We start from the raw sequence: 21,410 nt of genomic DNA on the forward strand, positions 1-21,410 counted from the left end.
AGTCCTTGATAAACCTGTTGTATCGAGCTTTGGCGTAGTCCAGCGGAGTTCGGTGCTGGAGTCATGGTGAAATGAAAAAAGCCGGCGCGACGCGCCGGCTTTTTTCTGCAAACCTTTTCTGGCGAAGGCTTACTGCCTGGCCTGCCAGCGCACGCTGACGGTGTACTCGCGGCCGGGCTGGTTGTACCACTGGACCGTCTCGTAGTCCTTGTCGAACACGTTGGCCGCCTTGGCCAGCAGGGTCCAGTCACGCGACAGGGCGTATTCCAGACGCACGTCCATCGTGCCGTAGCCGCCCAGGCGCTGGGTGTTGGCCGCGTCGTCGTAGCGCTTGCCGGCGGCGTTGCCGGTCAGGCCCAGGCGGAAGTCGCCGATCGCATAGTCCAGGTCCAGGCGGGCGGTGTCGCGGGCGCGGCGCGCCAGCCACTTGTCGTGGTTGGCGCCATCGCCGTCGTCGCGCGCGTCGGCGTGGCTGAGCTGGGCATTGATATCCAGCCCGGCCAGGGTGACGAAGCCGGTCAGCTCCGCGCCGCGGATCCTGGCCTTGTCCACGTTGACCACATTGAAGGCCGTGTCGTAGCCGATCAGGTCGTCGATGCGGGTCTCGTAGGCGTTGAAGGTCCAGTTCCAGCCCTGGCCGTACTGCGCCAGGCCCAGATTGAGCGACTTGCTCTTCTCCGGCTTGAGGTCCGGATTGCTGAAGCCCGGGTAGTACAGGTCGTTGAAATTCGGCGCCTTGAATCCGGTGCCCGCGTTGGCGGTGAACTTGAAGCCGTTGCCGAAGCCGAAGCCATAGCCCAGGCTGCCGGTGGTGTGCGAGCCGAACTGTTCGTTGTCGTCGTTGCGCACCGAGGCCTGCAGCGCGTGCGCGCCGAAGCTGCCCTGGTACTCGGCGAACACGCCGGTGTTGTCGCGCGCGTCGATGTCGTAAGGCGTGGTGCTGGTGACGCGGTCGTTCAGCCAGTCCACGCCCAGGGTGAAGGTCTGGCCTTCGGCGAAGCGGTAGTCGCCCTGCGCCGAGGCGGTGTCGCGGCGGGTGTCGAAGGTGCTGACGAAGCTGCGCGTGCCGGTATCGGCATCGGCGAAGTAGTTGTCGGCCTCATCGTCGTTGCGGCCGGCCTGCACGGTCAGCTGGAACGCTTCGTTCGGGTTCCATCGCAGCTTGCCGCCGGCCACGCGCTGCAGGCTCTTGGCCTCGTTGCCGCCGAACAGGGTGCCGTCGTATTCGTTGTAGCTGTCGGCGTTGAGGAAGTTGCCCTCCAGCGCCAGCGTGTCGGTGACGTCGATGCCGGCGCGCAGGCCGAAGGAGGTGTTGCGGTAGCCGTCGCGGTCCGGCTCGTCGGCATAGCAGCCGGCGCCGAAGGGGTGGGCCGCATCGCCGGCGGTGCCACGGCAGGCGTTGATGCCGTCGGTGTCCTGGTAGCCGCCGTTGGCCGACAGCCAGCCGCGTTCGCCGCGGTAGCTGAAGCCGGCGCTGTGGTCGCGCAGACCATGGCTGCCGAAGCCGGCCTGGGCGTAGGTGGTCAGGCCCTTGCCGCCGCCGCGGGTGAAGATCTGGATGACGCCGCCGATGGCCTCCGAGCCGTAGAGGCTCGAGCGCGGGCCGCGCACGATCTCGATGCGCTCGATCTGCGAGACCGGCAGGTCCTGGAACGCGGCCAGCCCGGCGGTGACCGAGCCGATGCGCACGCCGTCCACCAGCACCAGCACGTGGTCCGATTCGCTGCCGCGCAGGAACACGCTGGTCAGCTTGCCCGGCCCGCCCTGGTTGGCGATGTTGACGCCGGCGCGGCCGGCCAGCAGCTCGGGCAGCGAGGTGGCCTGGCTGCGCTCGATCTCCTCGCGCGAGATGACCTGCACCGGCACCAGGCTGTCCTGGACGGCGACTTCGGTGCGCGTGGCGGTGACGCTGACCTGGTCCAGATCGGTCGCATCGTCGGCGGGCCGCGCGGCGGCGGTGGCGGAAAGGCCCAGGCCGATGGCCAGGCTGAGCAGGGTGGTCTTCATGGTGGGGAACTCCGTCGCGCGCCCCGCGCGCTTGCAAGGCAGGAAAGTCGCGGCGACGGAAGGAGCACAGGCGGACAGCGCGCACGGACAGGTGAGCGCGGCACGCGCGACGCCCTCCGCATCGCAACCGGTGATGGGTTCGCTACGAACCCGTGCCTGCAGGCCGGTCTCCGGGCTTGCGAGCTGGAAGGAGGTCCTTCCGCCGTCGCGCCTTCCCGCGTGCGTCGATGCACGCAGTGGCCGATGCGTTGGCATGGCTCGCTTACCGTTGCGGGGGCAGCGCCGGATTCGTCCCGTGGCGGGGCTCACCGGCTTCCCGTTTCAACCTGGGCACGCGATGGATGCGCGGCAGGTCACCTGAAAGCGGCGCGGATTGTACGCGATACGGCGCCGCGCGCGGCGCTCAGTCGCCGTCGCGGCCGGGGCTGTCGAGGAAATCGAACGCCGGCGCGGCACCGCCTTCCTCATCGTGGCGCGTGGTGGTCACCGGCGCGGCGGCGGGCCGGCCGCGCGGGGCGGGAAGCGCGGCGATGGCCGCCTCGGCCTCGGCGACCATCTGTTGGCGGCGCGCTTCGGGCACCTCCTGCCAGTGGCAGCCCAGCAGCGCGCCTTCCAGTGCATAGAGCAGGTTGAGGCTGGGGCGGAAGCCGGCGCGCTTGATCCGCATGAAGGCGTCCACCGGACCCGCCGCGCGCAGGTCCTCCTCGGTGCGCAGGCCGACCTGGCGCAGCCACGCGGCGGACTTGGGCCCGATGTTGCGCAGCTGCGTGGTGCTCACGCCAGGGCGTCCACGAAGGCCGCGGCGATGGCTTCCAGACCGCGCTGGTCGTCCTCGTCGAAGCGGCCCACCTGCGGGCTGTCGATGTCCAGCACGCCGATGAGGACATCGTCCTTCACCAGCGGCACCACCAGTTCCGAACGCGAGGCGGCGTCGCAGGCGATATGGCCCGGGAAGGCTTCCACGTCGTACACGCGCTGGGTCTGGCGGGTGCTGGCCGCCGCGCCGCACACGCCCTTGTCCAGGGCGATGCGCACGCAGGCCGGCAGGCCCTGGAACGGCCCGACCACCAGCTCTTTGCCGTCGAAGAAATAAAACCCGGCCCAGTTGAAGCCGGACAGTGCGTGGTAGAGCAGGGCGGCGAGGTTGGCGGCGTTGGCGATGCGGTCGGTTTCCCCGGACATCAGGCCGCGCGCCTGCTCCAGCAGCTGCGCGTATTGCTCGGGCTTGGTCCCGGAGAGGGTCTGGGTCGCGAATGACATGTCGTGGATTCTACGACGCATGGCGCGCAGACCGGCCATGGTGTTGCAGGAAACGCTATGTCCCCGGTGCGCGCGGCGCGGAAAGCTTGGTTCTTGCGATCGAGGATCGATGATCGCGGCGCGTGTGCGTTCTGGCCTCGGAGGGGCAGCGGGCCGGCGGGCGGTGGCCGCTTTTCCCTCAATCAGGGCATCCTGCCCTGCTTTAAGGCGCTCGGCTTCCTGCCTCGCTAGGCGCGGCCACCGCCCGCCGGCCCGCTGCCTCGCGCGTCACGCCTCTGGGGCTTCGATTCGAAGGAAGTCCGCTCCGTCCGCTGCAGAGTCTTGAACGGGTCGGGCCTGCGGCGGCGCACTCCCGGCCCCTATCTCCGTGGGAGCCGCCATGGCGGCGATGGCGCTTTCCCGGCAAACCTCATCGCGGCTCAGGCATGGGCCGGTGAGGCCCCATCGCCGCCATGGCGGCTCCCACCGAGCGCGACCACAGCGAAAGCGGCTGGCGAAGCGTGCTCCCCCGGGCCTGCGCCCTGGCGGCGGAGACAAAAAAAGGCCCGACAGGGGGAGGGACCTGTCGGGCCTGGATTTGTGCGGGGGGAGGGACCCACACAAATGGGGGGTGCGTGGCGCGGTGCGCCGGCGCGAGAATTGCTGTTGCGACGCAGCATAACGCCGGACTTGGTGCGATGCAACATCCCCCGTCCGCGCAACCGACGAACGGTCGGCCGCGCCCCGATGACGGGCCGCGGTGTCAGTCCGCGCGCGGTCCGCGATAGCGGCTGCCGGCGGTGCAGGTCTCGTGGACCACGACCTGGCTGAGCATCGGCAGGGCCGGCTTGAGGTGGTCCCAGATCCACTCGGCGATGCGCTCGCTGGTCGGGTTGTCCAGGCCCTCGATGTCGTTGAGGTAGTGGTGGTCGAGGCGTTCGTAGAGAGGCTTGAAGGCCGCCTTGACGTCGGCGAAGTCCATCACCCAGCCGGTGTGCGGATCCAGCGGGCCGGTCAGATGCAGTTCGACGCGGAAGGAATGGCCGTGCAGGCGGGCGCACTTGTGCCCCTCGGGCACGTTCGGCAGCCGGTGCGCGGCCTCGAAAGTGAAGACCTTGAAGATGTCCATGGCGGGCAGTCCGGGGCCGGCGCGTGGGCGTCGGCGGTGAAGGAAAGGAGACGCGCCGGCACGCGGCGCGTCCCCGATGACAGCTTAGTGCGCGGCGCGCGGCGCGCTCTGGCGCCGACCGCCGTCGCGGCGGCCGCCGTTGTTGGGCGCGCCGCCGGTGCCATGCTTCTTCGGGCCGGCGTGGGCGTGGGCCTGCGCCTGGCGCGGGGCGTCGCCGTGCGGACGGCGGCCATGGCGGCGCGGCGGGCGGTTGCCCGACGGCTGCTCGGCCTTGCCCGGCGCGCTGTTGCCCCAGCGGATCGGATGCTGCGGCACGAAGCCCTCCACATCGCGGATCTCCACGTCGCGGCCCAGCAGGCGCACGATCTGGCGCAGCAGCTTGGCGTCTTCCTGCGCGACCAGCGACACCGCCTCGCCGGTGGAGCCGTTGCGGCCGGTGCGGCCGATGCGGTGCACGTAGTCCTCGGCCACCATCGGCAGGTCGAAGTTGATCACCTTGGGCAGCTGGTCGATGTCGATGCCGCGCGCGGCGATGTCGGTGGCCACCAGCACGTTGATCTTGCCGGCCTTGAAGTCGCGCAGCGCGCGCAGGCGCTGGGCCTGGCTCTTGTTGCCGTGGATCGCCGCGGTCTGGATGCCGGACTTCTCCAGGAAGGTGGCCAGCTTGTCGCTGCCGTGCTTGGTCTTGGCGAACACCAGCGTCTGCACGCGCGTATCGGCCGCCAGCAGGTGCAGCAACAGCTCGCGCTTGCGCGCGGTGTCCACCGGGTGCACGCGATGGGTGATGGTGTCGGCCACGGTGTTCTTCGGCGTGACCTGGATTTCCAGCGGGTCGACCATGAACTCGCGCGCCAGCGCCTTGATCGGCTCGGCGAAGGTGGCCGAGAACAGCAGCGTCTGCCGGTCCTGCTTGGGCAGCTTGGCCAGGATGCGCTTGATCGAGGGCAGGAAGCCCATGTCGAGCATGCGGTCGGCTTCGTCCAGCACCAGGATCTCGATGCCCGACAGGTCCACGCTGCGGCGCTCGATGTGGTCCAGCAGGCGGCCCGGGCAGGCGATCACCAGGTCCACGCCCCGGCGCAGCGCGTCCAGCTGCGGGCCCATGCCCACGCCGCCGTAGATGGTCGCGGCCGGGATGCGCAGGTACTTGCTGTAGTCGCGCAGGCTCTCGAAGACCTGCGTGGCCAGCTCGCGGGTCGGGGTCAGCACCAGCGCGCGCGGCCGGCGCGGGCCGCGGGTGACTTCCTGCGAGGAGGTGCCCAGATGCTGCAGCAGCGGCAGGCCGAAGGCGGCGGTCTTGCCGGTGCCGGTCTGCGCGCCGGCCAGCAGGTCGCGGCCTTCCAGCGCCGGCGGGATCGCCTGCTCCTGGATCGGGGTGGGATGTTCATAACCCTGCTCGGCCAGCGCGCGCAGCAGGAACGGGGCAAGCCCCAGGGATTCAAACGACATGAGAAAACTCCGGATGGACGCCCACGTCGCGCGGCCCCTGCCTGATCCGCGCGACGCAAAAGCGCCGCCGGCCACGCAAGCCAACGCGAGGAGAAGCGTGTGTTGCCCGAAGCGTTCCCGAACCGCGCTGCGAGTAACTGGATGGGCGGCCCGCGCCGACACTGGCGCGAACCGTCTTTGCGAAGCGAAAAGGCGTCGGAAGGAAGGGGGACGAGGCGGGGCTTGGGCCCTGGCCGCGCCGCTGATCCCGTCAAGGGAAACACGACTGCCGCTAGCGAAGCACGCCGATGTTACCAGATTCCAGGCACGCCCGTGGCCCCGCAGCGCGCTCGGCCACGCGACGCGGCACTTCCGGTGGAGACCCCATGGCGGCGACAAGGCGTTCCCTGGGCCGATCCGACCGCCCGGCACCAGGGGCGTATCATGAAGCCTCAGTTAAGGCAGAGCGGCCGATCCGACCATGAGCCTGCGCATCCAACGCAATCCCACCGATCCCGGTCAGACCAGCGTGGAGGGTCATGGCTGCCGCGTCTGCCTGGTGCGCCACCTGGCCGTCTGCACCGCGCTGCCGCCCGACCAGGCCAAGGCGCTGGAGGACATGACCGGCGACACCCACCTGCGCGCCGGCGAGCTGCTGGCACGCGAAGGCGAGCCGCGGCGCTATGTCTTCACCGTCCAGCACGGCGCCCTGCGCCGCACCCGCACCCTGGCCGACGGCCGTCGGCTGGTGGCGGGTTTCCTGATGCCGGGCGACTACATCGGCTTCTCCGGCGCCAGCCACTACCGCCACACCATCGAGGCGATCACCGACGCCAGCCTGTGCGCGGTCTCCCAGCCGGCCATGCGCCAGCTGTGCCAGACCTACCCCGGCCTGGAGCACGAGCTGATGGAGCGTGCCTGCATCGAACTGGACGCCACCCGCGACAAGCTCATGGCGCTGGCGCGGATGACCCCGCCCGAACGCCTGGCCGGCTTCCTGCTGGACATGGCCGCGCGCCGCACGCGACAGGGCCTGGACGATGCGGTGGTCGAACTGCCGATGACCCGCACCGACATCGCCGACTACCTGGGCCTGACCATCGAGACGGTCAGCCGCTGCTTCACCCGCCTGCGCACCGATGCATTGATCGCCACGCCCGAACCGCACACCGTGCGCCTGCTCGACCGCGACAGGCTCGAGGCGCTGGCCACGGCCGCCTGAGGCCGGCCCCTAGGGACTGATGCTGTAGGTGATGTACAGGCAGGCGCCGGTCAGCACCACCATCGCCACGATGAACGCCACGTCGGCCACCTGTTCGAGCCGGTGGTTGCGCGTGCCGGTGCGCAGCCCGAAGTAGGACACCAGCGTGGCGATCAGGAAGATCACCGCGTCCCAGGCCAGCAGATCGTCGGCCAGGGTCGCCTTCTGGTTCACCGCCAGCGCCACGTGCAGCAGGCCGACGCCGGTCAGGCACACACCGACCATAGCCGCCGAGATCGGACAGATCAGCGTGCAGATCTTCTCGTCGAGCTTGCTGCGTTCGGAGTCGTGCATGGCCGAACTTGTTTGGAGGTGCGGCCTTCGACTCTAGCGCAGGCGCGCGCATCGGCCGTTGCCCGGACTTAAACGCGGGCGCGCGGTTCGCTCACGGCTGCGCGCGGGGTGCGAGCCGGCCGTCGATCAGCTGCCAGTGCGCGTCGGCCCAGCCGGCCGGCAGGGCGTCGTGGGTGATCACGATGACGGTGCGGCCGGCGCTGGCCTGGGCCAGGTCGGCGAGCAGGGCCTGGGCGGTGTCCACGTCCAGGCCTTCGGTGGGTTCGTCCAGCAGCAGGATCGGCGCGTCGCGCAGCAGCGCGCGCGCCAGCGCCAGGCGCCGGGCCTGGCCGGCCGACAGGGTGCGACCGTGCTCGCCGACCCAGCCGTCGAGCTGGCCGGGCAGCGCCCGCACCAGGCCGTCCAGGCGCACCTGCGCCAGCGCCTGCCACAGGCGCGCCTCGTCGGCTTCCGGCGCGCCCAGCTGCAGGTTCTCGCGCACGCTGCCGGCGAAGACCGGCGCCTCCTGCGGCAGCCAGGCGATGTGGCGATGCCAGTCGGCCAGGGCGAAGCCGCGCAGGTCCTGGCCGGCGTAGCGCAGCTGGCCCGCGTCCGGGTCGACCAGCCGCAGCAGCAGGGCCAGCAGCGAGCTCTTGCCCGCGCCGCTGTCGCCGCCGATGGCCACGCGCGTGCCCGGCGCGATGCGCAGCCGCAGCTGCCGCAGCACCGGCGCGGCGGCGCCCGGCCAGCGGAAGTCCACCTCGTCCAGTTCCAGCACGCCGCTGGCCGGGACGGCGCGCGCTGTGTCGGGATCGGCCACGCGCGGGGTCGGGGCGAGGGTGGCCTCCAGCCGCTGCGCGGCGGTGGCCGCGGCGTGGCGTTCGCGCCAGGCCAGGGCGGCGCCGGCGCTGGCTTCGAGCAGGGCCACGGTCATGAAGAACAGGCCGGCGGCCGCCGGCGAACCCAGCGTGCCGGTGCCGACCGCCTGCAACAGCAGGCCCAGCACCAGCGCCAGCGTCACCGCGCTGACCACGCCGTGGCCCAGGGTGCCCACGGCCAGCACGCGCTTGCGCTGGCGTTCGAGCCGTTCGAAGTGGGCGCTGCGCGCTTCGATGCGCGCGGCCCAGGTGGCGCCGGCGTGCAGGGCGGCCAGGTCGGTCGCGCCGTCCAGGCCGTCCAGCACTTCGGCGCGCAGGGCGGCGCGGGCCTGCGCGCGGGCCTGTTCCTGCGCCTGCGCGCCGCGCGCAGTCAGCCAGGGCAGGCCGAGCCCCAGCAGCGCGCACGCCAGCAGCAGCACCAGCCCGGCCAGCGGCAGCACGCAGGCCATGACCGCGCAGGCGACCACCATCAGCGTGCCCAGGGCGACCAGCGGGCCGAGCGCGCGCACCAGGCCGCCTTCGACCCGTTCGATGTCGCCGACCAGTTGGCCCAGCAGTTCGCCGGTGCGCAGGTGGCCCAGCTGCAGCGGTGCCAGCGGCAGGGCGCGGCGGAAGAAGCCGGTGCGCAGGTCCGCGCCGATGCGCAGGGTCACGTCATGGCCGATCAGCTTCTCGAAGTAGCGCGACAGGATGCGGATGAAGGTCAGGCCGCGGATGCCGGCCGACGGCCCGAACAGGTTGAACCCCAGGGCCCCCACGCCGGCCAGCGAGGCGGCGGTGAGGAAGTGCCCGGCCAGGCCGAGCAGCGCGGTGCCGGCCAGCGCGGTGAGCGTCATCAGGGCCAGGGTCAGCATCACCCCGCGGCGGTGCCGGGCCAGGAAGGCGCTCATGCCGCCCTCCGCACGCCCGGTGCGCGGTCGCCGGCCAGCCACAGCACCTGGCCCAGGCGGTCGATCACCGTTGCGCTGTGGGTGGCCACCAGCAGGGTGCGGCCCTGACCGAAGGTCAGCAGGGCGTCGAGCAGATCGGCTTCGGTCTGCGCATCGAGGAAGGCGGTGGGCTCGTCGAGCAGCAGCAGCTGCGGGTCCTGCAGCAGGGCGCGGGCCAGCGCCACGCGCCGCGCCTGGCCGCCGGACAGGCCGAAGCCGCCTTCGCCGATGCGCGTGTCCAGGCCGGCCGGGAGTTCGCGCGCGAAGCGCAGCACCTGCGCGGCCTCGGCGGCGGCCTGCAGCTGCGCGGGGCTGGCCTGCGGCGCGGCGATGCGCAGGTTGTCGGCGATCGAGCCGGCGAAGAGGTGCGGGCGCTGCGGCGCGTAGCCGATGCGCAGGCCCGGGCCCTGCTGGATCTGACCGGCCTCCGGCGGCAGCCAACCGGCCAGCGCCTCCAGCAGCGTGCTCTTGCCGCAGCCGCTGGGACCGGCCAGGGCCAGGTGCTGGCCCGGGGCCAGGTCGAAGGACAGCCCCTGCACCGTGGCGCGCGCCGCGCCGGGATGGCGCAGGCACAGGTCGCGCACGCGCAGCAGCGCCGGGGCGGAGGCGGGCGCGGGGTCGGCTTCGGCGGCATGCGGCGGCGGAGCGGGGGCCGCGCCGTCCACGGCCAGCGCGCGGTTGATCCCGTCCAGCGAGGCCAGCGCGCCGGCGCGGTCGTGGTAGTGGGCGGCCAGCCGCCGCAGGGGCGCATACACCTCCGGCGCCAGCAGCAGGCAGAACAGGCCGGCGGCGAGGTCCAGCGGCGCGCCGCGCAGGTCGAGCATGCCCAGATAGGTCAGGCCCAGGTACAGGGCCACCATCGCCACGCCCATCGAGGCGAAGAACTCCAGCACCGCCGAGGACAGGAAGGCGATGCGCAGCACCTTCAGGCTGCCCTCGCGCACGCCTTCGGCGGCCTGTGCGATGCCGGCCAGGGCGGCTTCTGCACGCCCGTACAGGCGGATCAGGCCCAGCCCGCGCAGGCGGTCGGCGAAATGCGCACCCATGCGCGCCATGGCCTGCAGCTGGCGGTCGCTGGCGGCCTGCGCGCCCCAGCCCACCAGCGCCATGAACAGCGGGATCAGCGGCAGGGTGAACAGCAGGAGCGTGCCGACCACGCGGTCGACGCAGAACACCGCGACCACCAGCGCCAGCGGCACCCACACCATCTCCATGCGCGCCAGCAGGAAGCCGCCGACATAGCCGTCCAGCGCATCGATGTGCGTGCCGGTCAGCTCGCTCAGCGCGCCGCTGCGCTGGCGCCGCAGCCACAGCGGGCCGCGCGCCTGCATCCGCGCGAACACGTCCAGGCGCAGGCCGTGGCGCAGCGCCTGCATCGCCTCGTCGGCCAGGGTCCGCGACGCCCAGGCCAGGCCGGCGCGCGCCAGGCCGACGCCCAGCAGCGCGGCCAGCGGCCACCACAGGGTCTGCACCGGCCGGTGCTCGGCCAGGACGTGCTGGGCCAGCAGGGCGATCAGGCCGGCCTGCGCGATCAGCAGTACGCCGCCGGCCGAGGTGGCCAGGCCGGCCAGGCGCAGGCGGCCGCGGACCGGCGCGACCAGCGTCTCGAGGGTCAGGGGAGTGTCTGCGGTGGGCGCGACCAACATGACGCCCATTGTGCGCCACGGTTCCCAAGCGGGGCGTTGATCCAGATCAAGGATGAATCCGCGCCAGGCGCTCAAGCTGTCGGCAATCTCCCAAACCGCTGCTCGTGCCATGCCCGACATGACCGTCGTTGAACTCAGCAGGCTGCAGTTCGCCCTGACTGCGCTGTACCACTTCCTGTTCGTCCCGCTGACGCTGGGACTGTCCTTCCTCATCGCCATCATGGAGAGCGTCTATGTGATGACCGGGCGCGATGTGTGGCGGCGCATGACCCTGTTCTGGGGCACGCTGTTCGGCATCAATTTCGCCATGGGCGTGGCGACCGGCATCGTCATGGAGTTCCAGTTCGGCACCAACTGGTCCTACTACAGCCAGTACGTCGGCGACATCTTCGGCGCGCCGCTGGCCATCGAGGGGCTGATGGCCTTCTTCCTGGAGGCGACCTTCATCGGCCTGTTCTTCTTCGGCTGGGACAAGCTGTCCAAGGTGCAGCACCTGGTGGTCACCTGGCTGGTGGCGCTGGGCTCGAACCTGTCGGCGCTGTGGATCCTGATCGCCAACGGCTGGATGCAGTACCCGGTCGGGGCGAAGTTCAATCCGGAGACCATGCGCATGGAGGTCACCGACTTCGCCGCGGTGCTGCTCAATCCGGTGGCGCAGGCCAAGTTCGTGCACACCGTCAGCGCCGGCTACGTGTGCGGGGCGGTGTTCGTGATGGCGATCAGCGCCTGGTACCTGCTGCGCGGGCGGCACCTGGAGTTCGCCAAGCGTTCCATGGCCGTGGCCGCCAGCTTCGGCCTGGCCGCGTCCTTAAGCGTGGTGGTGCTGGGCGACGAGAGTGGCTACGTGGCCGGCGAGAACCAGAAGATGAAGCTGGCCGCGATCGAGGCCATGTGGGAGACCGAGCCCGCGCCGGCCGGCTTCAACGTCTTCGCTCTTCCTGACCAGGACACGCGCAGCAACAGCGCCGAGGTGCACATCCCCTGGGTGATGGGCCTGATCGGCACGCGCTCGTTCAACACCGAGATGCCCGGCATCCTGCCGCTGGTGGAGCGGGCCAAGGAGCGGATCCGCAATGGCCAGCAGGCCTATGCGGCCCTGCAGGCCCTGCGTGCGGACAAGACCGATGCCGCCGCGCGCGCCACCTTCGACGCGCACTGGGGCGACCTCGGCCATGGCCTGCTGCTCAAGCGCTATCGCGACGACATCGGCAACGCCACCGAGGCGCAGATCGACCAGGCCGCCTTCGACACCGTGCCGCGCGTGGCGCCGCTGTTCTGGCTGTTCCGCGCGATGGCCGGGCTGGGCTTCTACTTCATCGCCTTTTTCGCGCTGGCCTTCTGGTACGCCAGCAAGCACACGCTGCACGAGAAGCGCTGGTTCCTGAAGCTCGCGTTCTGGACGCTGCTGCTGCCGTGGGTGGCGATCGAGGCGGGCTGGATCGTGGCCGAGTACGGCCGCCAGCCGTGGATCATCGACGGCGTGCTGCCGACCTTCTTCGCCGCCTCGGGACTGAAGCTGCACCAGATCCTGATCAGCCTGGGCGTGTTCGTCGGCCTCTACACCACGCTGGCGGTGATCGAGATCTACCTGCTGCGCAAGACCATCCTCAAGGGCCCCACCGAGGTCTCCGGTGGGCGCCAGCCCGATACCACTGGCGCCCCGCTCGCCGCCGTCAACGCCTGAAGGTCATCTCATGGACACGATTCCGCTTAACTACGAAACCCTGCGCTTCATCTGGTGGCTGCTGCTGGGCATCCTGCTGATCGGCTTCGCCGTCATGGACGGCTTCGATCTCGGCGTGGCCACGCTGCTGCCCGCCGTGGCGCGCACCGACAAGGAGCGCCGGCTGGTCATCAACGTGGTCGGCCCGGTGTGGGAAGGCAACCAGGTGTGGCTGATCCTGGGCGGCGGCGCGATCTTCGCCGCGTTCCCGGCGCTGTATGCGGTCAGCTTCTCCGGCTTCTACCTGGCGATGATCCTGATCCTGATGGCGCTGATCCTGCGGCCGGTCGGCTTCAAGTTCCGCAGCAAGCTGGAAAAGCCCACCTGGCGCGCGACCTGGGACTGGGTGCTGTTCGCCGCCGGGCTGGTGCCGGCGCTGGTGTTCGGCGTGGCCATGGGCAACGTGCTGGTCGGCGCGCCGTTCCGCTTCGACGAATCGCTGCGCACGATCTACGAGGGCGACCTGTTCGGCCTGCTGATGCCCTTCCCGGTGCTGTGCGGCCTGGTCAGCGTGGCGATGCTGGCCGCGCATGGCGCGGGCATGCTGGTGATCAAGACCAGCGGCGAGGTCCAGGCGCGCGCGCGCCGCCTGGGCAGCCTGGCCGCGCTGGCCACGGCGGTGCTGTTCGCGCTGGCCGGCGTGTGGCTGGCGCTGGGCGTCAAGGGGTACCAGCTGGTCGGCGCGCTCGACCACGCCGGGCCGTCCAATCCGCTGGCCAAGCAGGTGGACGTGGCCGCCGGCGCGTGGATGGGCAACTACGCCGCGATGCCATGGACCTGGATCTTCCCGGTGCTGGGCGTGGCCGCCTTCCTGGCCTGCGCGGCGCTGCTGCGGGCCGGGCGCGAGCTGCCTTCGTTCCTGGCCTCGGCGGTGGGCATCGCCGCGATCATCCTGACCGAGGGCGTGGCGGTGTTTCCCTTCATGCTGCCGTCGTCGCTGGATCCGCGTTCCAGCCTGACGCTGTGGGACGCCTCGTCCAGCCATATGACGCTGTTCATCATGCTGCTGGCCACGGCGGTGTTCCTGCCGATCATCCTGGCCTACACCACCTGGGTCTACCGCGTGCTGCGCGGCAAGGTCGGCGACGACGCCGTGGCCCGCAATCCCAACGCCTACTGACGGCGCCCAACGTAAGGAGCAACGACGATGTGGTACTTCTCCTGGATCCTCGGCGTGAGCCTGGCCTGCTTCTTCGCCATCCTCAACGGCATGTGGTTCGAGATGCGCGAGGACGCGCGCAAGCGCTGATTCTCGGCCTCCGATGAAGCGAAGCCCGCCGTGAGGCGGGCTTTCTTTTGGTTCTTCTCCCGATGAAGGGTCACGGCGCGTATGCGCTGCGGCTTCGGAGGGGCCGCCTCTGTCCTCTCGTCCGCCAGCGCCATGTATGTGGACGCCCGTGTCGTTTACTCGTGCGTGCCCGGGTCGGCCAGGAACACCGTGCTCCACAGCTGCGCGGCATTGGACTCGTCCTCGTGCGCGCCCTGCGCGCCGAAGGGTTCGATGCGATAGCGGCCCTGCTCCCAGCGCCAGGACCACAGCTCGGAAGTGCGCACCTCGCCGGCGGCCTTGATCAGCGCCTGCAACCGCGCCTGCGCCTGCTGCAGCTGGGTGCGCACCGGGGCGGGCAGATCGTCGCGCGCCAGCTGCCGGCGCAGCCCGGCCAGCATCACCGCCTGCTGCCAGGCCCAGACCACGGTGCCGTGGTAGGCCTGCGGTCCCAGGCGGCCCCAGACCGCCTGGTCGGCGAAGGCCGGATTGGCGACCACCATGCCCACGTCGGTGATGAGGCCCGCAGGGAAGGGGCGCATCACCGCGGCCACGTCGCGCGCCAGCGTGTCCGGATCGGGCCGGCCGAACAGCAGCCCGAAGCCGGCGTCCGAGTGCAGCACCGGCACGGCGCGCCCGTCCGCGTCCAGTGACAGCGCCGGGAAGGCCAACCCATCGCCGGCAAGCGAGGCCACGGCAGGCTCGGCCGGAACGCCAAGCTGCCGCGCATAGGCACGCAGCGCGGCATCGGCCTGTGCGGCATCCAGGCGCACTTCGAACAGCGCGCGCGCCTGCCGCTCCCAGGCATCGGCGCGCGCGGCGGCCGCGCGCAGCGCCTGGCGCTGTGCGTCGCTGGCCACGCCGTCCAGCAGGCCGCTGTCGACGAAGGCACCGATCGCGCGCAGCGCCGCCGGCATCCAGACCACGTTGACGTCAAAGGGGTAGCGGCCGCGGCCCAGGCCTTCCTCGCTGTCGCGCCACTGGCCGGTCATGCGCCCGGGCTTGAGCGCCAGCAGATGGTCGAAGGTCGGCGCCGCGGCGAAGGCCTCGCTGTTGTGCGCCACGTGCAGCAGGTTGCGCAGCAGTGCCTGGGCGTTGCTGCTCTGCTGCAGGTCGTTGCGGGCGGCGAGGAACGCGCGTGCGCGCGGCTGGCCACGGGCGTCCTCGACCAGCCAGGCCGCCATCACCGGCGCCAGCATGTAGTCGCCGTCGATCATGCCGTAGTCGTAGACCGGCGCATCCGAGCGCGTGCCGTCGCTGGCCAGGTGGCGCAGGATGGCGAACTCGCCGATGTCCTCCTCGTGGGCCACCTCGCCCTGCGGCGACAGGCGCGCCAGTACCGCGCCCAGGCCGGCCTCGACCGCCTCCGGTTGCAGCACGGGCATCAGCAGGCGTGTGGACATCAGGGTGTCGCGGCCGAAGTAGGTGTCGAAGCGCCACGAGCCGGCGAGGAACTTCTCGCGATAGCTCAGGAACTGCAGCGCGCTGCGCATGCGCGCATCGGGTGCGGCCTTCGCGTTGAGCAGCTGGCCGCTGCTGAGCGGCGTCAACGGCCGCTCGCCGGTCGCGGCGAGCAGGCGCAGGCGGATGCTGCCATCGGGGCGCTCGGGCGCCAGCGTGACCGCGCCCGCCTGCGACACGACCCGGCCCTCGGTGATCTCCAGTGCGATCCGGTAGCCGGGCGCGTCGTCCAGCCGGCGCCGCGCCCAGTCGATGCGTTGCGCCTCGACCTTCGCCTCGGTCGCCACCTGCGCCGGCATGGGTTGGCCCAGTTGCACATCGCGCAGCACGCGGATGCTGCCGAGCGCCGCCTTGTCCACGGTCAGCGGACCGCCGCGCAGTTCGAGCTCGGCCACGATGCCGTGCATCGCCGTGTCGCCGGTCGGCGCCTGCGCCCGCAGCGATTTCAGCGTCCATTGCACGGCGGCCGCGGTTGGCGCGAACCACACCGCCACGCCGCTGTTGCCGGCCGGAAACGCGACCAGCAGGCGCGGGCGCGTGCCGCTGGTAGCCAGCACGTGCGCCGCCACGGGCCCCTCCTGGTAGAAGGCGTTGGTGGTGGCGCCCTCGTCGATGCGGAACTGCAGCGCCTGCGCGCCGGCCGTGACGGGCGCGAGCGTGGCGAGCAGCGCGGCGCACGCGAGGCGTCGCAGGAACAGGGCCGGCGCGGCGCTGGGGCGCGCACCGGTCGGGCGCGGGGTCTGGTTCATCCGGTCGTTCCTCGTCCTGGGGTCATCAACGACGACGCCCGGGACCTGCCCGGGCGTCGTCGTGCGTGTTGCCTGTCGCGTCACGAGCAGCCGAGCCCGCGGTTCACCACAGGTACTTGGCCTGGAAGTTGACCTCGCGGCCTTCCAGCGGACGGGCCAGCAGCACGCCGCCGGCACTGGCCGCATTGCCGAAGATGCGCGAGTTCGACTCGGTCAGCCCCAGCTCGTTGGTCATGTTGGTGCCGCGCAGGTTCAGCTGCCAGTGATCGCCGATGTTGCTGGTCACGCCGAAGTCCACCGTGTGGTACGAGCCCAGCTGCTGCAGGCCCGACTGATCCTGCGTGTGGTCGCCCACGTAGGTGTAGGTGACGTACGGCAGGATGTCGCCCCAGGCGGTCACGAAGCGGTAGCTGGGCGTGAACATGCCGCGGAACTTCGGCTGACGCTGCAGCTGCTTGCCTTCGATCGGCGCACAGGCCGCCTGGCCGTTGATGTCGGTGTACTGGAAGCAGGCGTTGTAGTCGGTGTACTCGCCGTCCAGGTAGTTGGCCACCACCTGCAGGCGCAGGTTCTCCACCGGAGTCAGCGCGCCGAGCAGGTTCACGCCATTGGACTTGGAGCCGTAGATCTGCGGGCTGCCCACCGGCGTGCCCAGGCCATCGGTCGGCTGGTACTGCAGACCGGTGAACACGCGGTGGTAGGCGCTCAGGTCCACATACAGCAGCGGCGACTGGTACTTGAAGCCGACTTCGTAGTTGCGGATCTTCTGCAGCGGCGGGAAGTTGTCGTTGGTCGTGCCGCGGATGCCGTTGTCGAAGTCCAGGAAGTGGCCGCCGGTGTTGACGCGTCCGTAGGCCGAGGTGTGCTCGTTGAAGCTGTAGTTGGCGCCGGCCGTCCACGAGGGATGGGTCTTGTCGTACTTGTTGTGCGCGTAGGTGCCGTTGCACACCGGCACGGCGTTGTCGTACAGGGTGCGCGGATCGCCGTCCAGGTCCTGGTTGGTCATGTTGCACACGTCGCTCTTGGCGTCCTGGTTCTCAAGACGCCCCGACAGGTCCAGCAGCCACTTGCCCACCCGCCACGAATCGGACAGATAGATCGCCTTGTTGGTGGCGCTGCCGCGCTGGACGATGTGGTAGCCGCCGAAATCGGCGAAGCCCTGGCCGTCGGTGCGGTAGTAGGTCTGACCGCCATCGACGTAGGTGACCGCGATCGGCGTGGCGTTGGGCGTGTTGGTCATCAGCATCTGGTTGCCCAGCGACCACTTGTCGTCCATCGTGTAGTGCGCGTAGTACAGGCCGACCGTCAGCGTGTTGCCTTCGAACAGTTCGCGGCTCAGCCGGAAGTCGTTGTTGAAGCTCTTCAGGTGCTTGTGGATGTGCCACCAGCCCTGCTGGATCACGCTCTGGTCCAGCGGTACCGCGCCGCCGGTGGTGTAGGTGGCCGTGGCCGAACCGGCCGGCAGGCTGAAGCCGCCAGGCGTGTTCGGGTTGTAGAGCATGTCCGCCAGGCTGGCCGGGTTGTTGCCCGAGAACAGCGCGTTGGTGTCCATGTCGCCTTCGTCGAACAGGAAGCGGTCGCTGATCGACCAGCCATTCTCAAGCTGATAGTCGAAGTTGCCGCCCAGGAAGAACATCTTGGCGCCGCGCCCGTCGGCCAGGTCGGCGTTGGTGCCGCCGTTGGGATAGCTGGGCAGGTACACGTGCTGCATGGCCTTGCTGTAGTACGTGTCCTTGAGCGGATCGAAGCCCGGATAGGCGCTGAAGCTGTCGCTGCCGCGCTGGATCAGCGGGACCGGCGTGATGAACTGGTTCTTGTCGTTGAGGTAGCGCGTGTACAGGGTGAACTTGCCCGCGTCGGTCTCGTGCGACAGCGTGGCGGTCAGCTGGCCGCCCTTGTCGGCCTTGAACTGCGGATCGCGCACGCCGTCGGATTCGCGCCAGAAGCCACCCACGCTGCCGTACCAGCTGTCGGCCAGCTTGAAGCCGGCGAAGCCGTCCAGCCGCCACAGTCCCTCGTTGCCGTAGGTCAGCCCCACGCTGCCGGACGGCACGTCGGTGCCGGTCTTGAGGAAGAAGTTGGCCGACGCGCCCATCTGGCCGTCGGCGAACACCACCGACGGACCGCCCTGCAGGATCTCCACGGCTTCGATCGTGTCGTCCAGGCGGAACATCGAGGTCGTCTCGAAGAACGACAGCGTCGGCATGCCGTACAGCGGCGAGCCCATCAGCAGCGTGGAGAAGTAGGGCGCATCGCCACCACCGGGGAAGCCGGCGATCTCGATGTTGGCGCCGGTCTGGCCGCCGCTGGTTTCGGGCCACATGCCCGGCGAGATCTTCAGCAGATCGGCCGTGCTCTTGGGATTGGCCTGCTTGATCTGCTCGGCGTTGGCCGTGACGATGTTGAAGCTGGCCTCCAGCTTCTTCACGCCACCGGCCTGGGCGGTACCCGAGACCACCACGGTGTCCAGCGTGGTGGCGTTGTCCTTGGACGCCGGAGCCGGCGTCGGCGTCTGTGGAGCGGTCGCGGCTTCCTGCGCGAAGGCGGTGGCGTTGAGACTGGCGGCGATCGCCGCCGAGAGCGCATAGCGCGTCAACCAGATGCGTTGCATGTTCCCCTCCCCGGAGAATGTGGTCCCACGACGTTCTAAAGACAGCACGGACACGCATGCGCCACGCTTCTGCCTCCCTTGCCAGCGCCCCTCCTGCAGCCGGCAACGGCCATCGCGCACGCGATGCGCGGCACGGTAGGGAGGCGCTGACAAAGGTGTCAAATTGACCAGGGGGGAGGCACGCACGGTGCCGTCATGTCCTGCGCTGTCATGCGCGCGGACAGGCAAAATCGCCCGCAATTCGCGCGCTTTTGATTTTGCTGCTATCGAATGGGAAGACGGGCGCGGGGCACCCGAGCGTTGCGACGCAGCACAGCGTGGCGCGAACGGGACATGCCGTGGCACCCGCGATGTCCCGTCATGACTTGCGCGCTTCGCACGCCGCTCTCGGGCGCAATGCGAGCCGCGCTGCAGGCCGCGGATACAGGCCGCGGCAGCGCGCCGCGCAGTGGATCAGCAGGTCGCGGCCGCCGCAATGTGCCGGCACCGCGAGGCTCCGGGGTCGCCGAAGCCGGGTCGAGCCGGCGCGGGATCGGACGGATCCCGCTACCTGCCGCAGGTCCTTGGATCAGACCTGGCCCATGCCGCCGTCCACGAACAGTTCCGTGCCGGTGATGAAGCTGGCCTCGTCGCTGAGCAGGAACAGCGTCGCGGCGGCCACTTCCTCCGGCCTGGCCATCCGGCCCAGCAGGATGGGCGCGATGATCGACGCGCGGACGTCCTCCGGCACGCGCGCCATCATCTCGGTATCGGTCGGGCCCGGCGCCACGACATTGATCCGGATGCCGCGCGGCGCGAGTTCCGCCGCCCAGGTGCGCGCATAGGAGCGCAGGGCCGCCTTGGTCGCGGCGTAGGTCCCGTAGTGGGCGACGCCGATGGAACTGGCGACCGACCCCACCAGGACCACGGCGGCGCCGTCCTTCAGCGTGCCGAGGGCGGCCTGCAGGCCGTACAGCCCGCCCCGGACATTGACCGAGAAATGCCGGTCGAAGTGCTCCTGGGTGACATCGCCCAGCGCGGCGGGCTCGCTGATGCCGGCGTTCAGCACCAGCGCGTCGATGTGCCCGCGGCGCGCCCGGACCTCGGCGACCACGCGCGCCAGGTCCTCAGCCGCGCTGGCATCCGCGACCAGCCCCTGGGCACCGCGGCCGATGGCCGAAACGGCGGCGTCCACCTGCGTCTGCGCCCGGCCGGTGAGGAACACGGTCGCCCCCTCCGCCGCCAGACGCGTCGCCACCGCCAGGCCGATGCCCTTCGCCCCGCCCACGACCAATGCCACCTTGTCCGCCATCCGATTCATCACCAAGACCTTGCCTGGAAAGAGATGCGCGATAAGGTATACGCAGTAAATCTGGTATCAAGAACGCACTATGAGTAGCGTAGATATACATGGCGATACCGAGCTGGCCGCGCAGTCCTGCAGAGTGCTGTCGCAGATGGCGCGGATCCGGCCGGTGCTGGACAAGATCGCGGACAAGTGGACGATCCTGATCCTGGTCGTGATCTGTCCGAAACCTTCGCGCTTCAACGAAATCAAGCGTCGGTTGGACGGCATCACGCACAAGGCGCTCGCCGATGCGTTGAAGCGGCTGGAGCGCAACGGCCTGGTGACCCGGACCGTGCTGCCGACCTCGCCGGTGGGCGTCGAGTATGCGATCACGCCCCAGGGGCATGCCCTGCGCGAGCCGTTCGAGGCGCTGTGCGACTGGGCGCTTGCGCATGGCGGCGAGATGGACGCGGCCAGCGAGCGGTTCGACCAGCGCAACGCGGAGGCCTAGTCACCGACGGCTGGAAGCGCAGCGCCAGACGATTCGGATGGCGTGTCGAGGCCGCGAGGGCCGCAGTCACCCGCCGCGGTCCGTCAGAAGGACAGCACGTATCCCGCGCCCCGGACGGTGGTCAACGGCAGCGCCTGCCCACTTTGGGCCTGGACCTTCTTGCGCAGCCTGTGAAGCAGCATCTCCAGGCGATGCGGATCGAAATCCTCGACCTCGCGGGTGAGCTGCGCGATCAGCGCTTCGCGCGCGACCACCTCGCCGGGGCTGTCGGCCAGGAGCAGGATCAGCGCGCGCTCGCCGTGGCTCAGCCGGATCTGCGTGCCGTCCGGGGTCAGCAGCTCCCAGCCGCCCGCGCCCACGCTCCATGCGCCGGGTCGGGCGAGGGGCTGCTTCGCGCCCGAGGACACCCTGCGGAGCACGCTGCCCATCGTGGCGATCAGCACCTCGGGATCGACGGGCTTGGTCAGATAGGCATCCGCACCGTCATTGAGCCCCTTGGCTCTGTCCCGATCGGAGCCGCGGCCCGTCAGCAGGGTGATCCCGGCCGTGAATCCCAACTGGCGCAGGTTCTTGACCACGCTGAATCCATCCTCATCCGGCAGACCCACGTCCAGCACGATGGCCGCATAGCCTTGCGACAGGAGGCGGCGGTACATCTCGATGGCGCTGCCGCATCCGGCCGCGACATAGCCGGCCGCGCGCAGCGTCGGCAGCAGGATCTGTTCGCGCAGCTCGTCGTCGTCTTCCACCACCAGGATCTGGGCGTTGTTGCCGGTCTTGCTCAAGGGGCTGGTTTCCTGCTGTGACGCCGCTTCAGCGGCACGGGCGTTGGATGCAGGCCTGCCCCCGATGTCATCGCGACTTGGGTGTCGCCCATGGGGAGGCTCCCGAAGATTGCAGAAAATTTCATCGGATTGCCATCGCGGGAATTTTGGGTGCGTGTAACGGCGCGATGTTGCCACTACATTGCGCCCCGCAAAAAAGGGGCCGCCGACGCATCGGCGGAGCGACCGGATCAACGCATGACGAAG

The 21,410-nt window shown here is 70.1% G+C and carries 17 protein-coding genes and 1 riboswitch; of the genes, 5 read left to right on the forward strand and 12 right to left on the reverse strand.

The genetic code is table 11. The features are described 5' to 3' along the window. Positions 1 to 129 precede the first annotated feature (129 nt). The 5 genes from btuB to LAJ50_RS03695 all read right to left on the reverse strand — a co-directional run bounded on the left by btuB (position 130) and on the right by LAJ50_RS03695 (position 5,824). Complete coding sequence (btuB, locus tag LAJ50_RS03675; RefSeq protein ID WP_138653220.1) at positions 130 to 2,007, reverse strand: TonB-dependent vitamin B12 receptor; 1,878 nt, start codon at positions 2,005 to 2,007, stop codon at positions 130 to 132. Positions 2,008 to 2,150: 143 nt separating this feature from the next. After that, positions 2,151 to 2,383: riboswitch (cobalamin riboswitch) on the reverse strand. A gap of 27 nt (positions 2,384 to 2,410) precedes the next feature. Then, positions 2,411 to 2,785, reverse strand: a complete 375-nt coding sequence (locus LAJ50_RS03680; protein WP_130550544.1) for a TfoX/Sxy family protein — start codon at positions 2,783 to 2,785, stop codon at positions 2,411 to 2,413. Then, complete coding sequence (locus LAJ50_RS03685; RefSeq protein WP_138653218.1) at positions 2,782 to 3,267, reverse strand: GAF domain-containing protein; 486 nt, start codon at positions 3,265 to 3,267, stop codon at positions 2,782 to 2,784. The genes LAJ50_RS03680 and LAJ50_RS03685 overlap by 4 nt, the downstream gene beginning before the upstream one ends. Positions 3,268 to 4,009: 742 nt before the next feature. After that, positions 4,010 to 4,375, reverse strand: a complete 366-nt coding sequence (gene queD / locus LAJ50_RS03690; RefSeq protein ID WP_130516495.1) for a 6-carboxytetrahydropterin synthase QueD — start codon at positions 4,373 to 4,375, stop codon at positions 4,010 to 4,012. Positions 4,376 to 4,459: 84 nt separating this feature from the next. Next, on the reverse strand, positions 4,460 to 5,824 hold the full coding sequence (locus tag LAJ50_RS03695) for a DEAD/DEAH box helicase (RefSeq protein WP_138653216.1): 1,365 nt from the start codon (positions 5,822 to 5,824) through the stop codon (positions 4,460 to 4,462). A 460-nt stretch (positions 5,825 to 6,284) separates the two neighbouring features. On the opposite strand from LAJ50_RS03695, the gene LAJ50_RS03700 reads away from it, so the two are divergent. Further along, on the forward strand, positions 6,285 to 7,025 hold the full coding sequence (locus tag LAJ50_RS03700; RefSeq protein WP_138653214.1) for a helix-turn-helix domain-containing protein: 741 nt from the start codon (positions 6,285 to 6,287) through the stop codon (positions 7,023 to 7,025). Between the two features lie 9 nt (positions 7,026 to 7,034). Here the strand turns inward: LAJ50_RS03700 and LAJ50_RS03705 are convergent, their stop codons facing one another. The 3 genes from LAJ50_RS03705 to cydD all read right to left on the reverse strand — a co-directional run bounded on the left by LAJ50_RS03705 (position 7,035) and on the right by cydD (position 10,790). Next, positions 7,035 to 7,358, reverse strand: coding sequence for a hypothetical protein (locus LAJ50_RS03705; protein WP_130550577.1), 324 nt, complete (start codon positions 7,356 to 7,358; stop codon positions 7,035 to 7,037). A gap of 91 nt (positions 7,359 to 7,449) precedes the next feature. Further along, complete coding sequence (gene cydC, locus LAJ50_RS03710) at positions 7,450 to 9,105, reverse strand: thiol reductant ABC exporter subunit CydC (RefSeq protein ID WP_224096454.1); 1,656 nt, start codon at positions 9,103 to 9,105, stop codon at positions 7,450 to 7,452. Further along, entirely contained in the window at positions 9,102 to 10,790 is a 1,689-nt protein-coding gene (cydD, locus tag LAJ50_RS03715) for a thiol reductant ABC exporter subunit CydD (RefSeq protein WP_224096455.1), read from the reverse strand. The genes cydC and cydD overlap by 4 nt, the downstream gene beginning before the upstream one ends. 109 nt (positions 10,791 to 10,899) lie before the next feature. Between cydD and LAJ50_RS03720 the strand changes: the two genes are divergently transcribed. The 3 genes from LAJ50_RS03720 to cydX are packed head-to-tail and all read left to right on the forward strand — an operon-like array spanning position 10,900 to position 13,762. Next, the gene (locus tag LAJ50_RS03720) at positions 10,900 to 12,474 is read left to right on the forward strand and encodes a cytochrome ubiquinol oxidase subunit I (protein WP_138654361.1); all 1,575 of its coding nucleotides are present in this window, start codon (positions 10,900 to 10,902) and stop codon (positions 12,472 to 12,474) included. 10 nt (positions 12,475 to 12,484) lie between these two features. Further along, positions 12,485 to 13,633 (forward strand): cytochrome d ubiquinol oxidase subunit II, encoded by a 1,149-nt coding sequence (gene cydB, locus LAJ50_RS03725; protein ID WP_138654359.1) that lies wholly within the window; start codon positions 12,485 to 12,487, stop codon positions 13,631 to 13,633. Positions 13,634 to 13,660: 27 nt separating this feature from the next. Beyond that, positions 13,661 to 13,762, forward strand: coding sequence for a cytochrome bd-I oxidase subunit CydX (gene cydX / locus LAJ50_RS03730; RefSeq protein WP_130516512.1), 102 nt, complete (start codon positions 13,661 to 13,663; stop codon positions 13,760 to 13,762). Positions 13,763 to 13,917: 155 nt separating this feature from the next. Here the strand turns inward: cydX and LAJ50_RS03735 are convergent, their stop codons facing one another. The 3 genes from LAJ50_RS03735 to LAJ50_RS03745 form a co-directional block, all read right to left on the reverse strand. Continuing rightward, the gene (locus tag LAJ50_RS03735; protein ID WP_224096456.1) at positions 13,918 to 15,990 is read right to left on the reverse strand and encodes a hypothetical protein; all 2,073 of its coding nucleotides are present in this window, start codon (positions 15,988 to 15,990) and stop codon (positions 13,918 to 13,920) included. A gap of 103 nt (positions 15,991 to 16,093) precedes the next feature. Continuing rightward, on the reverse strand, positions 16,094 to 18,601 hold the full coding sequence (locus LAJ50_RS03740; RefSeq protein ID WP_130550582.1) for a TonB-dependent receptor: 2,508 nt from the start codon (positions 18,599 to 18,601) through the stop codon (positions 16,094 to 16,096). A 568-nt stretch (positions 18,602 to 19,169) separates the two neighbouring features. Next, positions 19,170 to 19,901: an SDR family oxidoreductase gene (locus LAJ50_RS03745; protein ID WP_138654357.1), complete on the reverse strand. Its 732-nt coding sequence runs from the start codon at positions 19,899 to 19,901 to the stop codon at positions 19,170 to 19,172. A gap of 70 nt (positions 19,902 to 19,971) precedes the next feature. On the opposite strand from LAJ50_RS03745, the gene LAJ50_RS03750 reads away from it, so the two are divergent. Beyond that, positions 19,972 to 20,379 (forward strand): helix-turn-helix domain-containing protein, encoded by a 408-nt coding sequence (locus tag LAJ50_RS03750; protein ID WP_130550584.1) that lies wholly within the window; start codon positions 19,972 to 19,974, stop codon positions 20,377 to 20,379. An 83-nt stretch (positions 20,380 to 20,462) separates the two neighbouring features. Here LAJ50_RS03750 and LAJ50_RS03755 read toward each other — a convergent pair whose 3' ends face one another. Next, a complete protein-coding gene (locus tag LAJ50_RS03755) occupies positions 20,463 to 21,164 on the reverse strand; it encodes a response regulator transcription factor (RefSeq protein WP_224096457.1) in 702 nt (233 codons plus the stop codon). Positions 21,165 to 21,410: the final 246 nt, after the last annotated feature.

The organism is Pseudoxanthomonas sp. X-1 (genome assembly GCF_020042665.1).
GTDB classification, from domain to species: domain Bacteria; phylum Pseudomonadota; class Gammaproteobacteria; order Xanthomonadales; family Xanthomonadaceae; genus Pseudoxanthomonas_A; species Pseudoxanthomonas_A spadix_A.

Excerpts from the sequence above, each read along its gene's own strand:
- LAJ50_RS03695 (WP_138653216.1), bottom strand. The coding sequence starts at position 5,824 with ATGTCGTTTGAATCCCTGGGGCTTGCCCCGTTCCTGCTGCGCGCGCTG.
- LAJ50_RS03750 (WP_130550584.1), top strand. The coding sequence starts at position 19,972 with ATGAGTAGCGTAGATATACATGGCGATACCGAGCTGGCCGCGCAGTCC.
- LAJ50_RS03705 (WP_130550577.1), bottom strand. The coding sequence starts at position 7,358 with ATGCACGACTCCGAACGCAGCAAGCTCGACGAGAAGATCTGCACGCTG.
- LAJ50_RS03745 (WP_138654357.1), bottom strand. The coding sequence starts at position 19,901 with ATGAATCGGATGGCGGACAAGGTGGCATTGGTCGTGGGCGGGGCGAAG.
- btuB (WP_138653220.1), bottom strand. The coding sequence starts at position 2,007 with ATGAAGACCACCCTGCTCAGCCTGGCCATCGGCCTGGGCCTTTCCGCC.
- cydB (WP_138654359.1), top strand. The coding sequence starts at position 12,485 with ATGGACACGATTCCGCTTAACTACGAAACCCTGCGCTTCATCTGGTGG.
- cydD (WP_224096455.1), bottom strand. The coding sequence starts at position 10,790 with ATGTTGGTCGCGCCCACCGCAGACACTCCCCTGACCCTCGAGACGCTG.
- LAJ50_RS03735 (WP_224096456.1), bottom strand. The coding sequence starts at position 15,990 with ATGAACCAGACCCCGCGCCCGACCGGTGCGCGCCCCAGCGCCGCGCCG.
- LAJ50_RS03720 (WP_138654361.1), top strand. The coding sequence starts at position 10,900 with ATGCCCGACATGACCGTCGTTGAACTCAGCAGGCTGCAGTTCGCCCTG.
- LAJ50_RS03685 (WP_138653218.1), bottom strand. The coding sequence starts at position 3,267 with ATGTCATTCGCGACCCAGACCCTCTCCGGGACCAAGCCCGAGCAATAC.
- cydC (WP_224096454.1), bottom strand. The coding sequence starts at position 9,105 with ATGAGCGCCTTCCTGGCCCGGCACCGCCGCGGGGTGATGCTGACCCTG.
- queD (WP_130516495.1), bottom strand. The coding sequence starts at position 4,375 with ATGGACATCTTCAAGGTCTTCACTTTCGAGGCCGCGCACCGGCTGCCG.
- cydX (WP_130516512.1), top strand. The coding sequence starts at position 13,661 with ATGTGGTACTTCTCCTGGATCCTCGGCGTGAGCCTGGCCTGCTTCTTC.
- LAJ50_RS03740 (WP_130550582.1), bottom strand. The coding sequence starts at position 18,601 with ATGCAACGCATCTGGTTGACGCGCTATGCGCTCTCGGCGGCGATCGCC.
- LAJ50_RS03700 (WP_138653214.1), top strand. The coding sequence starts at position 6,285 with ATGAGCCTGCGCATCCAACGCAATCCCACCGATCCCGGTCAGACCAGC.